Source organism: Opitutales bacterium (assembly GCA_013215165.1).
Classification (GTDB): domain Bacteria; phylum Verrucomicrobiota; class Verrucomicrobiia; order Opitutales; family JABSRG01; genus JABSRG01.
Map to the genome: position 1 here is coordinate 1 of JABSRG010000028.1, position 14,007 is coordinate 14,007.

16 protein-coding genes are annotated in these 14,007 nt (G+C 51.9%); 10 read left to right on the forward strand and 6 right to left on the reverse strand.

The genetic code is table 11. The annotated features are described in order from the left end of the window. Positions 1–57: 57 nt before the first annotated feature. Entirely contained in the window at positions 58–420 is a 363-nt protein-coding gene (locus HRU10_07495; GenBank protein NRA27075.1) for a DUF4442 domain-containing protein, read from the reverse strand. 466 nt (positions 421–886) lie between these two features. On the opposite strand from HRU10_07495, the gene rpmH reads away from it, so the two are divergent. The 6 genes from rpmH (at position 887) to msrA (ending at position 5,335) form a co-directional block, all read left to right on the forward strand. Next, a complete protein-coding gene (gene rpmH, locus HRU10_07500) occupies positions 887–1,045 on the forward strand; it encodes a 50S ribosomal protein L34 (protein ID NRA27076.1) in 159 nt (52 codons plus the stop codon). 56 nt (positions 1,046–1,101) lie between these two features. Beyond that, positions 1,102–1,422 (forward strand): ribonuclease P protein component, encoded by a 321-nt coding sequence (gene rnpA, locus HRU10_07505; GenBank protein NRA27077.1) that lies wholly within the window; start codon positions 1,102–1,104, stop codon positions 1,420–1,422. Positions 1,423–1,470: 48 nt separating this feature from the next. Further along, a complete protein-coding gene (gene yidC, locus HRU10_07510) occupies positions 1,471–3,378 on the forward strand; it encodes a membrane protein insertase YidC (GenBank protein ID NRA27078.1) in 1,908 nt (635 codons plus the stop codon). A gap of 31 nt (positions 3,379–3,409) precedes the next feature. After that, positions 3,410–4,165 (forward strand): YebC/PmpR family DNA-binding transcriptional regulator, encoded by a 756-nt coding sequence (locus HRU10_07515; GenBank protein NRA27079.1) that lies wholly within the window; start codon positions 3,410–3,412, stop codon positions 4,163–4,165. 160 nt (positions 4,166–4,325) lie between these two features. Further along, the gene (gene msrB / locus HRU10_07520) at positions 4,326–4,745 is read left to right on the forward strand and encodes a peptide-methionine (R)-S-oxide reductase MsrB (GenBank protein ID NRA27080.1); all 420 of its coding nucleotides are present in this window, start codon (positions 4,326–4,328) and stop codon (positions 4,743–4,745) included. Further along, a complete protein-coding gene (msrA, locus tag HRU10_07525; protein ID NRA27081.1) occupies positions 4,742–5,335 on the forward strand; it encodes a peptide-methionine (S)-S-oxide reductase MsrA in 594 nt (197 codons plus the stop codon). Before msrB ends, msrA begins: the two co-directional genes overlap by 4 nt. 18 nt (positions 5,336–5,353) lie before the next feature. On the opposite strand, the gene kdsB is transcribed toward msrA, so the two are convergent. From kdsB to rpsT, 3 genes are all read right to left on the reverse strand, one after another. After that, a complete protein-coding gene (kdsB, locus tag HRU10_07530; protein ID NRA27082.1) occupies positions 5,354–6,100 on the reverse strand; it encodes a 3-deoxy-manno-octulosonate cytidylyltransferase in 747 nt (248 codons plus the stop codon). Continuing rightward, positions 6,100–6,918 carry a hypothetical protein gene (locus HRU10_07535; protein ID NRA27083.1) on the reverse strand — a complete coding sequence of 273 codons (819 nt, stop codon included), beginning with the start codon at positions 6,916–6,918 and terminating at the stop codon, positions 6,100–6,102. The genes kdsB and HRU10_07535 overlap by 1 nt, the downstream gene beginning before the upstream one ends. A 62-nt stretch (positions 6,919–6,980) precedes the next feature. Beyond that, complete coding sequence (gene rpsT / locus HRU10_07540; protein NRA27084.1) at positions 6,981–7,235, reverse strand: 30S ribosomal protein S20; 255 nt, start codon at positions 7,233–7,235, stop codon at positions 6,981–6,983. Between the two features lie 259 nt (positions 7,236–7,494). On the opposite strand from rpsT, the gene HRU10_07545 reads away from it, so the two are divergent. Further along, complete coding sequence (locus HRU10_07545) at positions 7,495–7,689, forward strand: type II toxin-antitoxin system VapB family antitoxin (protein ID NRA27085.1); 195 nt, start codon at positions 7,495–7,497, stop codon at positions 7,687–7,689. A gap of 5 nt (positions 7,690–7,694) precedes the next feature. Next, positions 7,695–8,093, forward strand: coding sequence for a PIN domain-containing protein (locus HRU10_07550; protein NRA27086.1), 399 nt, complete (start codon positions 7,695–7,697; stop codon positions 8,091–8,093). Positions 8,094–8,134: 41 nt separating this feature from the next. On the opposite strand, the gene trpE is transcribed toward HRU10_07550, so the two are convergent. Beyond that, complete coding sequence (trpE, locus tag HRU10_07555; GenBank protein ID NRA27087.1) at positions 8,135–9,625, reverse strand: anthranilate synthase component I; 1,491 nt, start codon at positions 9,623–9,625, stop codon at positions 8,135–8,137. 17 nt (positions 9,626–9,642) lie between these two features. Then, the gene (gene glmS / locus HRU10_07560) at positions 9,643–11,493 is read right to left on the reverse strand and encodes a glutamine--fructose-6-phosphate transaminase (isomerizing) (protein ID NRA27088.1); all 1,851 of its coding nucleotides are present in this window, start codon (positions 11,491–11,493) and stop codon (positions 9,643–9,645) included. A gap of 184 nt (positions 11,494–11,677) precedes the next feature. Between glmS and HRU10_07565 the strand changes: the two genes are divergently transcribed. Together HRU10_07565 and HRU10_07570 are read left to right on the forward strand one after the other, a co-directional pair. After that, the gene (locus HRU10_07565; protein NRA27089.1) at positions 11,678–12,964 is read left to right on the forward strand and encodes a glucose-1-phosphate adenylyltransferase; all 1,287 of its coding nucleotides are present in this window, start codon (positions 11,678–11,680) and stop codon (positions 12,962–12,964) included. 140 nt (positions 12,965–13,104) lie between these two features. Next, positions 13,105–13,953, forward strand: a complete 849-nt coding sequence (locus HRU10_07570) for a universal stress protein (GenBank protein ID NRA27090.1) — start codon at positions 13,105–13,107, stop codon at positions 13,951–13,953. Positions 13,954–14,007 lie beyond the last annotated feature (54 nt).

The following is a 14,007-nucleotide window of genomic DNA, read 5'->3' on the forward strand; positions in this document are numbered from 1 at the left end:
ACTTCCTTGATCGGAAGTCCGCCAGAGCCAACCACTTTTTAATTTTTTAGCGCATCCCTATGGGATGGCTGTGACCTGGATTGGAAGAATGGACCTTCCTTTGTTTTGAAGTTGGTTTAGAAACTCTTCTTCTTTTCCATCTTCAATTCTGTATTTTGAATGAATACCGCCATTGGCTGGTTTTCTGAATTTCGTCTCCAGGCGACTGACTAAAGGGATAACGTCAAAGAAGAATCTTTTGGATAGCTCGACTAAACACTCGCCGCTTGTTGCTTCAGCTAACGCAACTAGGGCACTGGCATGAACTGTTCTCAGATGGTTTGTGTATTTCTTGTCATCTGGAAGTGCCAGGATAAATCCGTCTTTGGTGGACCTTTCGATGCCGATAAATGAGTTAAAGGGCAGTTCAGTAATTTCCATATTTTCGCACTATGCTTAGGTCCCTAGATAGTGGCGTTAAACGGTATTAGTGCCACCGGTTGGATATGGGTTGGGATCGGGTGGAGTATTAGTTGCGTCATGCCCCTTATTGTTGGAGAGTCGGCAGGTTCACGTGCTAAGGTGTAGCCCAGGTGGAACCGCTTGCAAAACTTTTCTCTGTGCCTTGCTGCCTCCGTGAGAGATTTCGAACGATGGGGGAATTGGAGAATGAGATGCATCAGCATAGGAGGGAGCTGAAGAACGCGGATAAGACGCGTAGTGTGATGGCGACAGCCATTGCTCTACTTGAGCTTTGATTCGCACGCCGGCAATCGCTCTTGCGATAACCCTACAAAACATCAGTTTGCGTGGCACTTCTTGTCACACCCCCGCTGGGAGTCACTCAGCAAAAAGCATTGACACGCCGAGGCCATTTCGATGCTTTTAATCTTTTTACGATTTAGCCATGAAACCCACTTTCATACCCTCAAAACTACGCCGCGCGCGCAAATTTGGTTTCCGCAAAAGAAATTCTACTGCCTCTGGGCGCAAGGTCATCAAGGCCCGTCGCCAGAAGGGCCGCTGGAGTCTCACTGCGTCCGTACGCCGCAACCGGGCGAAATAATTGACGCCGTGCGCTTGAATGCGCAGCGACGGATTCGGAAGCAGTCCGAATTCACTTTGCTTAGAACCGAAGGTAAACGACTCACCTTCGGTTCTTTTGTATTTCAATGGCTCGCCACGGAACGCCCTACAAGCCGAGTGGGAGTGATCGCATCGAAACGCGTGGGCAATGCCGTCATGCGTGCCCTGGCCAAACGTCGCCTACGTGCCTTTTACATGCGGCACGCTCATAATTTCAACAAATCCGTAGACCTCGTGCTCGTCGCACGGCGTCACTTAATCGACAAACCGTTCAAGGATACCGAAACTCAATTTCTTGCGGCCTGTCGCAAGGCCGGACTGATCGATGAGTCCGTGCCGTCGGCGATAAAAGAATGATCGACCCTCTCTAGCGAATTCCTTTCTCTCTCCCGTTTTCTCGCATACATGGACAAGAAGAATACCACCATCGGCCTCCTCTGCTTTATCGCAGGCATGGCCCTCATGATTTACACGCAGCCGCAGAGTTCGCCCCCCGCACCCACACTGGCCGAACCTCCTGCCCCCGCTGACCCTTCGAGTCCCCCAGTCCCGGTTGCCACGGAGGCACCCACGCCATCTGTTATCGACGGTTCCGTTGCACCAGCCGAAGCCTTGAAGGCTCCCGAACAAGCCAGCACAGAGCCGATTCAAACCACCCTCGCGCGCACACCGCGCATCCGTTTGGAAAACGAATTCATCGCCGCGGATATTTCTCCTCTAGGCGCTGGTGTATATGAGGTCTATTTTAAACAGACTGACCCAAACAACGATGTGGACGCCTATGTTTTTAACCAAAACGCCATCCACCCGGCGCTGGCCCTTTATTTCGATCAAGGCAACGAACTCAGCCCGTTTCTCTCTGAATTCCTGGTAATCGCTCAAACAAACACGAGCATCTCTCTTCAATGGGACTCTCCAAAAGGCGATTACTCGATACGTAGGACCTATACGCTCAACGAAGACACCGAAAAGTCTTACCTGATTGACCACAGCACCACGCTGATCAACCACACCGACAGCGCGATCCAGTTACCCCAACTTTTCTTTAGCCTCGGCACCGCCTATCCACTCGAATCTGACCCTAGAAACCAATACCTGAATGTCTCTGCCTATGCTGCAGAGGACTTGGAGAAAATTGCGGTCAATCGTTTCACCGGCAGCGGAGGCGTCTTCGGGATCGGAGCCATCACGCCCGTTCCATTTGTCCGCGAGACCTATAATAACGTCCGCTGGATGGCGGTGAAGAATCAGTACTTTGCCGCGGCAATCATTCCAGATGCACCCAAAGCGAGCACAACCCTATACTCAGAAGGCGCTCCGTATGGTTCTCCCTTTGTCGCTGGAGCCCGAAGTGCTGGATCTTTTGGTGCTGCCAGTTTCGACGCACCGGTCATCCCCGCAAACGCAGAAGCTGCTATAGACTTCGGCTACTACGTCGGCCCCAAGGAATACAGCAGGCTGCGCGATCTCGATGTCGACGCCGAGAAGCTCATGGAATTTGGCCCTTTCTTCGGTTGGATCAGCGAGCTTCTGCTGTTGGCGATGACTTGGTTCCACGGCTTTGTGGGCAACTGGGGGGTTGCAATCATCATGATCACCCTGAGCATCAAGCTCATCTTCTGGATCCCCACCTCCAAGGGTATTCGCGTCCAAAAAATTACAGCAAAGCGGATGCAAGGTATCGCTGAGCCTATGAAGGCGATGCGGGAAAAGTATTCGGACAATCCTCAGAAACTCCAAAAGGAGATGATGGCGTTGTATCAAAAGAACAACGTCAACCCACTCGCGATGGCCGCTGGGTGTCTACCTATTCTGATTCAGATGCCTGTCTTCTTCGGTCTCTTTGGTATGCTAAAAACCGCGTCGGAACTGAGGCTTTCAGGATTCCTCTGGGTGGACGACCTAGCACAGCCAGACATGCTCTACATTTTCCCAGAAGCGATTCCTCTCCTGGGTGGCTTTGCTTTTAACATCTTACCCATCCTTTACGGCGCGACCTCCTATCTCCAAATGCGCATGATGCCGCAGCCGACGGCAACCATGGATGAACAACAGTTGATGATGCAAAAGATGATGCGCTTCATGCCATGGATCTTTGTCATCTTCCTCTATAAGTTCGCCGCTGCGCTCTCCCTTTACTGGATTGCAAACAATCTTCTCTCGATGCTTCAACTCTTCTTTGTAAACCGATCTGTTCAGCCCGAGCTTGATAAAATCGACGAGGAACAAGCCGAAAAGAAGGTAAGTGAAGCCAAGCCAGTGGGCGACGGTGCCGCGAAACTCCGCAAGAAAAAGCGCAGCAAAGATTCTTAATTTTCCCCACTCTAAAGAACAATTACTCGACATGGCAGGACATAGTAAATGGGCCACCACCAAACGACATAAAGCGGCCGTTGACGCCAAACGCGGCAAGATCTTCAGCGTTATCAGTAAAGAGCTGACCTTGGCAGCGCGCGCTGGTGGCGGTGACGCGGATATGAACCCACGCCTGCGCACCGCCTTGCTCAAAGCTAAGGGTGCAAACATGCCCGCCGACAACATCGATCGTGCCATCAAAAAAGGCACCGGAGAGATCGAAGGCGCCATCATCGAAGAGCTGGTTTACGAAGGCTATGCGGCGGGCGGAGTCGGCATCATTGTTGAAGTCACTACCGACAATAAGAATCGCTCCGCTGGAGAAATCCGCAGTTCCTTTTCAAAAAATGGGGGCAATCTTGCCGGTGCGGGAGCCCTTGCTTTTAACTTTCAGCGAAAAGGCCAATTCCTTATCGATGCAGCAAACGTCGCTGACGAGGACGAGTTGATGATGCTTGCTCTGGATGCTGGTGCTGAAGATGTCGAAAACAAAGAAGACCACTACGAAGTTACTTGTACGCTCGCCGAATTTGACGCGCTAACACAAGCGCTAGAAGATGCCGGCATTCAGACTGAAAGTGGCGAGATGGTCTACATTCCCAACTCGCTCACTCCCATCACAGAAGTCGGCATCGCTCGCCAGGTTCTTCGCCTCATCCAGGTGCTTGACGACCTCGAAGACGTCAAGGCCGTCCACTCCAACTTCGACATGGACGAAGCACTCCTCGCAGAAGCATCAGCATAGGGGATTTTGTATTCAAACATAATGCCCTGTGGGAACGCCTCCAGTACTACAGGCAGATCGATACCACGACTCCGATCAACCCAGAGGTATTAGACGCAAGGAAGACTGGAACTTTCCCACATCCTTGACCCTGAGTCAGTCCGACATTCGCTTTGTCCGTATGCACACACCTGATGATCAACTCAGTCCAGAGGAGTACCGCATCACTCGGCTTTGTGGGACTGAACCTGCTTTTCAGAACGCGTATTGGAACAACAAGGCCAATGGCATCTACGTCTGCCGCATTTCTGGAGATGCTCTCTTTTCCTCCAAAGACAAGTTCGACTCTGGAACAGGCTGGCCCAGCTTTACACGCCCGATCGACGCGGCATTAATCGAAGAGGTAGATGATACCTCACATGGCATGATACGCACAGAGGTCCGCAGTAAGTCTGGAGATTCCCACCTCGGACATGTATTCCCCGATGGACCGGGTCCGGCCGGCCAACGTTACTGCATCAATTCAGCATCTCTCCGCTTCATTCCGGTGGAAGAATTGGAACAAGAAGGCTATACGCAGTATCTGCCATTGTTCACATGAAAACCCCGATCACCTTCCTCTGCCTTATCTTCGGCGCATCCGCGTTCCACACCCTTCACAGTGCTGACACTAAGACTGCCGTTTTCGGCGCTGGCTGTTTCTGGTGTGTCGAAGCTTTTTATGAGGCATTACCGGGTGTGGTCGACGTAGTCAGTGGCTATGCCGGCGGTACCGAGCCTGATCCTAAATATAAAGACGTCGCCCGCGGCCGGACATCCCATGCGGAGGTGGTACAAGTAACTTGGGACCCTGAAAAAACAAGCTACAGCGAGTTGGTAGAATTTTTTTGGACCACTCATGATGTGACCAATCCCGACGGAGTTTGGCCCGATTTTGGGAGTCAATATCGCTCCATTATTCTCTATGCTTCCCCTGAACAGAAGGAGACTGCAGAAGCCTCAAAGGCTGCCCTCGAAGCCAGTGGCCAACTCGAAAAACCCGTCGCGACAGAAATTGTCCCCCTCCAAACATTCTACCTGGCTGAGCCATACCATCAGGACTATGCGAAACGCAATCCACGCGATCGCTACGTCGTCAATATCGCGGTTCCGAAACTGAAAAAGCTGGGGCTGCTCGAAAAAGGCGGGTGATGAGCCGCATATCCGAGTCTAACCTGCCAGCATCGCTTCGAGCCGCGCTGCGTCCTCCGGTGTATCGACACCAAAACCCGGATCTTCGGTCAGGCCGACGCGGATTTTGAAACCGTTTTCCAAAGCACGCAGTTGTTCTAATTTTTCCACTTGCTCTAGCTCACCCATGGGCAGCTGACCAAAGGCCTCTAAAAAGGGCTTGGTGTAAGCATACATTCCAAGGTGGAGAGCTGCCATCGGTGGCATTGACTCGCTTCCGCCGTCACGCGGCCAGGGGATAGGTGCACGGGAGAAATACAGAGCCTCCCCATCGCGACCACATACGACCTTTACTCGATTGGGATTTTCGAAAGTGGCTCTGTCTATGATGCTATGGGCCAAGGTGCCCATACTCGTTTCGGGCGTCATCAATTCAGCAAGTTTAGACACATGCCTTGCTCCAGTGAGGGGTTCATCGGCTTGAATATTGATGACTACATCCGCGCCTACCGTTTTATTTGCCTCCGCGATGCGATCTGTCCCACTCGCATGCTGACCGGTCAATATAGCATTGAATCCCGCGCCTTCTAACAGTTCGACGAGTTCCTGGTCCTCGACCGCGAAGTAAGTAGGATACTCGGGCACGGCATGGGTTACGTTCTCAGCGGTCCAAAGAATGAGCGGTTTCCCCGCGATCGGATAGAGTAGCTTACGAGGGAAACGCTGCGAGGACAGGCGAGCTGGGATAATGATAGCGGTTGTTGAAGACATGGCAGACACGCCCATCATTTCCCGAATTCCTTGAGCTTGCGCAAGAGTGTTTGCATGGGCCTCGGCCGTTCGAAGCCGATCGATCCGATATCCCCACAGGAAAAACTCACCAAATGCAGATTCAATTCAGCCCAAATCGGCAAGCTCGCTTCCGCACGTTTAGCCACGCGCCGCTTCTTTAGCTCCGCTAATGACGGCGACAGCATATCGATCGCATATACCGAATCATTCAAAATGGGCACTCCCGCTTCAGTAGCGTGAAGGCGGATCTGATGACCGCGCAAAAAATTTGTCTCTGCCCGCCAAAGCTCTACCCCAGCTCGCTCCCAAATATGGATACGCTCAAATCGCGTCTGAGCCTTTTTGCCGGTGGAATGAGATACCAACCAACGATCCGGCTCTTGCAGATGTTGAGCGATGGGTAAATCGACTTCAAACACGTCATCGATCTCCCCGTTCCTCGAGCTAAACAGCTCGAATACAAATACACCCTGTCCTGACCCATAGACGTTACGCAGACGCTCAGACCAAGCATCACTCAGGCCCCAGAGTCCAATTCCCGAGACCGCTAGATCCATCGGGAATACTGTCTTCGGTCTAAATCCTGATTCCACTTCCAGTGCATTCCACGAAGGAAGATCTCGGCCAAGTTGTTTCCAAATCCCTTCGTCCATGGATGGGGCGACTTTGCCGCTTCCCGTATCTGGGCGCGCCCAGATACCCGCTGGCTTCTCCAAAGCCAACCACGCTCCGGGCTCGTAGCACGCGCGCAGCCGCACTGCATGATCTCCCAGAAGGGGAGGGGGAAATCCAAGATGAGCTGCAAAAGGCATGATGCGGGCACAAAAAAACCTTCAGTAGACACTGAAGGTTCAGAGAGTAGGTCAGTCCGTATCTATGCGAACAAAGGAGCCACTTCAGATTTATGACGATTCGCCTTGTTCTTGTGAATGACGTTACGCTTCACTGCACGATCCAGCGCAGATACGTAGAGACGCGCAGTTTCCTTAGCAGCATCCTTGTCCTCGCCACCGGAAGCGGCTTGCACCTTCTTGGCAAGGGTGCGAAGTTCACTGCGGATGTGACGGTTGGCCGCAGTGCGTGTGGCAGTCTTGCGGATGTATTTTAAAGCCTGTGGTTTGTTCGCCATGGATAAAGAAAAACAATGGACGGTGCTCTGCTCGTAGTTTTAGTCAAGGCAATGTTTTACAGAATTGAGCTCTTGGGCCAATCCAATCACCGGAGATCTTATTTTGAGCTCGGATCACATGCGTAGAGTGATGGCGACAGCCATTGCGTTATGAAGGTTTGAGGCACTTCAAAGCAATCGTTCTCGCGGTCACATCCCAACAATACTGTTCCTCTGAAAGTGAATTGACGGGGTGGCATCATTGTGTAGATTTTTACACATGCCAACGAACTTAGCCATCGACGACCAACTTCTGTCCAAAGCCTTGAAAGTGGGAGGGAAGAAAACAAAGAAAGACACTGTAAATGAGGCTTTGAGAGAGTTCATCGTTAAGCGTGAACAGAAAAAAGTTTTGGAGGTGTTCGGGACAGTCGATTATTTTGAAGATTACGAACCAAAGAATCACCGCAGGTAAGCTCGGTGGTTATCGTCGATTCAGATGTTTGGTCTGAGGCGTTCCGCTCCAAAGGCCAAAAATCCAAGAGCGTGATGCTGTTGAAGGACCTTATCGAAGAAGACTCCATCATCATGATCGGCCCAATTCGACAAGAGGTGCTTTCAGGGATACGAGAACGTGAGCGCTATGAAGAAATCAGAGATTTGATGAGGAACTTTCCTAGTAGCCGGATTGAGGAATCTATTTTTGAAATGGCGGCTTCTTTTTTCAATCTGTGTCGCAGCCAGGGATTCCAAGGTTCACACACCGACTTTCTCATTTGCGCCTGCGCTGTAGAATGGAAATCACAAATCCTGACCAAAGATAAGGATTTCGGAAGATATGCTGAATATCTTCCGATAGAGCTTTGCGGGCATGCATGAACGCGCAGGCGCTGTTCACAGACTAGACGTTGTCATTCTAGTCACAGCATCTTCCGCGCGAGACGCACAGACTGGACTAGAGCACGGCTCTTATTAACACATTCCGTGTATTCTGCGGTGGGGTCTGAATCGGCGACGACGCCCGCTCCAGCCTGGATGTAGACTTTGCCGTCTTTTACTACGGCTGTCCGCAGGGCGATGGCGGAATCTTGGCTGCCATCGTAGGAAAAATAACCTACTGCTCCCGAATAAAAGCCGCGGCGTTCCGGCTCGTATTCAGCGATAATTTGCATAGCCCGAATTTTGGGAGCTCCGCTGACGGTGCCGGCCGGGAAAGTCGCCCGCATGACATCATAAGCATTTTTGCCTTCAGCTAGATCGCCTTCAGCTTGAGAGACAATGTGCATCACGTGGCTGTAGTGCTCGACGACCATGAAATCCTCGACGCTGACGGTCCCCATCTTGCAGACACGGCCGATGTCGTTCCGTGCGAGATCGACAAGCATGAGGTGCTCGGCACGTTCTTTCTCGTCCGCAAGGAGATCTCTTTCGTAAAAGCGATCCTCCTCGGATGTCTTACCCCGCGGCCGCGTGCCAGCAATGGGGCGAATGGTCACACGGTCATCTTGCAATCGATAATGCACTTCCGGCGATGCCCCTACCAAAGCGAAATCCTCTGCCTGAATGATAAACATATAGGGCGACGGATTAACCATACGCACGACGCGATACAGATCTAGGGGTGAACCATCGAAGGGTTCTTCAAAGCGTTGCGATAGCACGACCTGAAAAATGTCCCCCGCCTTGATATACTCTTTGGCCGCCAAAACTCCCGCCTCGAACGACGCTTGCGACACATTACTCGCAGCCGACGGCACCGTGACTTCTGGCTCAGGAATGGGCAAGGGTTTGAGCGGTGAAGGTGCGCGCAACACTTCGATGATAGCTTCAATCTCGCTAATCGCCCGATCGTAGGCAGCAGCGGGATCCCCGTCGACATGGGCATTGACGACGATCTTGAGCTGTTGGTAGGCATGATCGAAGACGACTACGGAGTCGGTAATCAAGTAATACAGGAGCGGTGTCTCCAATCCGGCACCTTTGGCAGCGGGTACGGTGTTTTCGACCCGATGAATGTATTCGTAGGCTAAGCCACCTACGGCTCCGCCGATAAAGGGAGGCAAGTCGGCAACGGGAAGGATCGAGTACTGAGCCATGTCCGCCTCGATGAGTTCAAGGGGGTCGTTCGGCGTCTCCACCGTCTCGATAGATCCGTCTTTATGAACGATGCGCGTCTCCTCTTCAAAAACAACAATGCGCTTGCGCGGACGACTACCTAGGAAGCTGTATCGCGAAAGGTGCTCTCCTCCTGAAATACTCTCGAGCAGGAATGACGGTCCACCTTCAGCAGCGAGACGCGCATAAGCTGAAAGAGGCGTCAGGCTATCGGCCGTGAAATCGGTATGTATGGGAATGAGATTATGATCTGCTGCTGCAGATACAAAGGCATCTTGAGAAAGTGAAAGCTTCATAGTCGGAGCACGGCAAATCACTCTACCGTGACTGATTTTGCCAAATGACGAGGTTTATCGACATCGCAGCTACGAGTGCAAGCCACGTAGTAGCTCAATAGCTGAACAGGTACGGTTGCTAGGATCGGCTCCACCGCCTCATGTGCATCAGGCACCCGTATCAAATCATCAACCAATCCCTGTGGTATCTCAACACTCTCAGGCGCGATACAAATCACCGGTCCACCCCGTGCTTTGACCTCCTGCATATTTGCGAGCGACTTTTGATGGATCTCCCCACTGGTCGTAAAAAAGACACTCGGACAGTCCTCACTGATCAAAGCGAGGGGCCCATGCTTCATCTCAGCAGCAGGATAACCCTCTGCATGAATGTAAGAAATCTCTTTGAGCTTGAGGGCTCCTTCCAGGGCAATGGGAAACATACGCTGACGCCCAAGGAACAAGAAATCAGAGGCATCTGCGTATTTTTCTGCAATCTGTTTGATGCTATCAGCATTATCGAGGATTTGTTGCACGAGATCCGGAGCCTCTTTGAGCCCTGTTACGAAGTCTTCTCCATCAGCGACACTCATGTCACGCATACGCGCGATGTAGAGCGCCATCATGGCTCCGATGAGGATCTGCGAGGTAAATGCCTTTGTCGAAGCTACCCCAATCTCTGGACCAGCATATTGAAAGATACCTCCGTCCGTCGTTCGGGCAATGGTGGAGCCGACCCCGTTGGTAATCGCCAGCACGCGGTGCCCCTTGCGCTTGGCCTCCTGGAGGGCTGCCAAGGTATCGGCAGTTTCTCCAGACTGGCTAACCACAAGACAAAGCGTGTGCTTATCGAGCGGCGCGTTACGGTAGCGAAACTCGCTGGCATAATCGACCTCAACTGGCATGCGCGCGTACCGTTCGATGAGCGACTCGATAGCCAAGCATGCGATCCAGGCCGTGCCGCAACCTAAAAGGATCATTCGGTCAACCTGTCGCCATTCTTGAGGCGATAGATTGAGCCCACCGAAACGTGCCGTCGATCCATCATCAGAGAAGCGACCCCGCATAGCGTTTTCGAGAGCTATGGGCTGCTCGAATATCTCTTTCTCCATGTAATGGTTAAAACGACCGAGCTCGATGCTGGTGTCATTCCATTCGACCTGGCTCAGGGTAGGAGTCACCGAGACATCGTGAATTGTTTTGATATAAAAATCGTCCGGAGCCAGGCCAACGACCTCGCCATCATTGAGATAAACGACGTTGGTAGTTCGACCACCAAAAGCAGCTACGTCACTGCCGAGCATATTTTCGCCCTGCCCAACACCGACAATCAACGGAGAGCTCTGTGCCGCACCAACTAGTTCATTTGGCGTGTCGACGCACATCACTGCCAATCCGTAGGTACCCTTCACATGGAGCAATGACTTCCTCACTGATTCTACCAAGCGAGATTCTCCCTCCTCTTGCGGCTGCTTGTGATAGTGATAAGAAATCAAATTAGCCAGGACTTCCGTATCTGTCTGCGACTGATGACTGTAGCCTTTGGATTCTAGGAAATTGCGTATGCTATCGTGGTTCTCGATCACCCCGTTGTGAACGATGCTGATAAGACCATCTGAACTGAGATGCGGGTGCGCATTGACATCGGTGACACCACCATGAGTTGCCCAACGCGTGTGACTGATGCCCAATCTACTATCCTGACCCGACTCCTGAACTAGCTGGGCGGCGTTCTCCACCCGGCCGGTTTTTTTAAGCGTAAGAATAGTCTCAGGCTTCCACAGACTGACCCCCGCAGAGTCATAGCCTCGGTACTCGAGACGCTTCAGCCCTTCGATCAGGATGTTCGACGCGCGCTTTTTGCCCACATAGCCTACGATGCCACACATGGTTTGAGACATACCCTCTCAACCCCCGCGCGCAATCTCTGAAATATGGAGTATGCGTAACAAACGTTTAAAGGATGCAAAATTTTTCCGCCTAACAGAAAACTTCTTTGCTTAAAATCAGTCGTCATCTTGTCTTAAGCTCCTCATTTAATCCCCAAAAAAATCAGTCCACCTTAGCAATAGTATGAAAAGCAAAGTCATTTGCGTGGTCATGGGCGGAGGCCGCGGCACCCGTCTCTCTCCCCTCACAAAACTGCGCTGTAAACCAGCAGTTCCGCTAGCTGGAAAGTATCGCTTAGTGGACATCCCCATCAGTAATTGTCTCAACTCTGGGCTGAACAACATTTTCGTCCTAACTCAGTTCAACACAGCTTCCTTACATCGCCACATCCAAGATAGTTACAAGTTTGATGCGTTTGCTGGGGGATTTGTAGATATCATGGCCGCGGAGCAGACTGACAGCGGAGCAAATTGGTATCAGGGCACCGCCGACGCTGTGCGCCAAAATATGATGCACTTCGATCTCAATGACGGCGATCTCGTGTTGATTCTCTCAGGAGACCAGCTCTATCGGATGGATTTCGAAGCATTGATCGCTCAACACCGAGATACCGGTGCTGACGTGACCATCGCAGGCACGCTTCTTCCCAAAGCTGAGGTCCAAGGCCTAGGGTTGATGCGAATCCAGGAAAACATGGCGATCGAAGAATTTGTCGAAAAACCTACAGATCCTTCGGTTATTGCCGGCCTTGTCGTCGGCGACTCGGTGAAAAACCGGGTCAAATGCCCTCCGTCAGGCGACCAATGCCTCGCCAATATGGGCATCTATGTCTTTAACGCCCAAGCACTTTCCACGGCGCTTGACTGCCAAGAGACCGACTTCGGCAAAGAAATCATCCCTGATCTTCTCGGCAAAAAAGCTCTCTACGCCTACGTCTATGAAGGCTATTGGGAGGATATTGGAACGGTGAAAGCCTTCTTCGACGCCAACCTCCGCCTCACGGATCCAGTACCCCCATTCAATTTCTTCGATACACAAAATCCAGTGTATACGCATGCCCGCTACCTCCCCGCGGCAAAGGTTAACGGAGGCACCTTTGACAGGGTGATCGTCAGTGACGGTAGCATCATCAGTAAGGCGGAGATCATACGGTCTGTCATTGGTATTCGCTCCGTGATCAACGAAGGCTCCAAACTCGATCATGTCGTTATGATGGGGGCTGACTCGTTTGAAACCCTAGAAGAGATCGAAGAAGCAAAAGCCGCAGGAATTCCCCCGATGGGAATCGGAAAAAACTGCAAAATCAAGAACGCCATACTCGATAAAAACGCGCGTATCGGTGACGGCGTCATCCTTGACCCTGCGGGAAAAGAGGACCTCTGGGAAACCGAAGAACTGATGGTCCGGGACGGTGTAATTATCGTCAAAAAAGACAAAACTGTCCCCAGCGGCACAAAGATCTGCCCTTAGTCAAAACAAGCACTACAGCCAGGTGCGGGTGCTACAAAAATACGTTTTTTGATCTACCCTAGAAACAAGATTAATATCTCGATCTATTCGACTCCAATCTAGTTAACAAACGGGTGGAAAGATCGTTTAACTAGGGCGTTATGAAACACCTCCTTCTCTGCGTTGATGGGTCTCACTACACACAACCTGCATGCGCTTACGCCGCTTGGTGGGCCACAGTAAATGATGCGGATATTCATACGGTCTATGTCTCGGATCTGCATCAGTTTGAGGCCCCCGTCTTTGCAGATCTCTCCGGTAGCCTGGGTATCCAACCCTACCAAGGTATTATTCCCCAAATCCAGGAGATGGAGAAACAAAAGGCCAAAATCATTAGTAACGCAGTTACTGACTTTCTAGATGCTGCCGACTTCCCAGAAGATCGCCGCAAATTTGAGCATCGCACCGGCTTTATCGTCGATACTGTGGAGGAGATGCAGAGCCTTAAAGACCTCATCGTAGCCGGCAAACGCGGCGAGCATGCTGATTTTGCTTCTGGCCACCTGGGGTCAAAAATGGAACGCATTGTCCGAGCGAGCCATGTTCCCGTGCTTGTAACGTCACGCGAATTCCAGGCTGTTTCCAAAGTCCTCTTCGCCTACGACGGCAGCAAAAGCGGGGAAAAGGCCCTGCTCTACATCCGTGACAATGCCATGTTCCGCGACGCGGAGCTGCACGTCGTTTCCGTCGCCGAGAAAGGTCACTCCGAGCGCTACGCTGGATATCTCCGCGACGCTGAACGTGAGCTCAAAAATGCAGGCCTGTCGCCGATTTGCCAGGCTCTCGGCGGCGAGCCAGAAGATATGATTGCGAGCTACGTCGAGCAACAAAGCATCGACCTTATGATGATGGGCGCCTACGGACACAGCCGAATCCGCCATCTACTCATAGGCAGCACCACGACAGAGATGATTCGGCGCTGCCGGATTCCGGTGCTTTGCTTTAGATAAAGTTCTCATCGCGCAGGTCTCCGAAGCCTGACAACGCACCTCGGTTTCTTGATC

Bases quoted from the DNA above. Each gene is read 5' to 3' on its own strand.
- glmS (NRA27088.1), bottom strand. From the start codon at position 11,493: ATGTGTGGCATCGTAGGCTATGTGGGCAAAAAGCGCGCGTCGAACATC.
- trpE (NRA27087.1), bottom strand. From the start codon at position 9,625: ATGAAGCTTTCACTTTCTCAAGATGCCTTTGTATCTGCAGCAGCAGAT.
- kdsB (NRA27082.1), bottom strand. From the start codon at position 6,100: ATGGGCGTGTCTGCCATGTCTTCAACAACCGCTATCATTATCCCAGCT.
- HRU10_07570 (NRA27090.1), top strand. From the start codon at position 13,105: ATGAAACACCTCCTTCTCTGCGTTGATGGGTCTCACTACACACAACCT.
- HRU10_07565 (NRA27089.1), top strand. From the start codon at position 11,678: ATGAAAAGCAAAGTCATTTGCGTGGTCATGGGCGGAGGCCGCGGCACC.
- HRU10_07495 (NRA27075.1), bottom strand. From the start codon at position 420: ATGGAAATTACTGAACTGCCCTTTAACTCATTTATCGGCATCGAAAGG.
- HRU10_07515 (NRA27079.1), top strand. From the start codon at position 3,410: ATGGCAGGACATAGTAAATGGGCCACCACCAAACGACATAAAGCGGCC.
- rpsT (NRA27084.1), bottom strand. From the start codon at position 7,235: ATGGCGAACAAACCACAGGCTTTAAAATACATCCGCAAGACTGCCACA.
- yidC (NRA27078.1), top strand. From the start codon at position 1,471: ATGGACAAGAAGAATACCACCATCGGCCTCCTCTGCTTTATCGCAGGC.
- HRU10_07535 (NRA27083.1), bottom strand. From the start codon at position 6,918: ATGCCTTTTGCAGCTCATCTTGGATTTCCCCCTCCCCTTCTGGGAGAT.
- msrA (NRA27081.1), top strand. From the start codon at position 4,742: ATGAAAACCCCGATCACCTTCCTCTGCCTTATCTTCGGCGCATCCGCG.
- rpmH (NRA27076.1), top strand. From the start codon at position 887: ATGAAACCCACTTTCATACCCTCAAAACTACGCCGCGCGCGCAAATTT.
- HRU10_07545 (NRA27085.1), top strand. From the start codon at position 7,495: ATGCCAACGAACTTAGCCATCGACGACCAACTTCTGTCCAAAGCCTTG.
- msrB (NRA27080.1), top strand. From the start codon at position 4,326: ATGCACACACCTGATGATCAACTCAGTCCAGAGGAGTACCGCATCACT.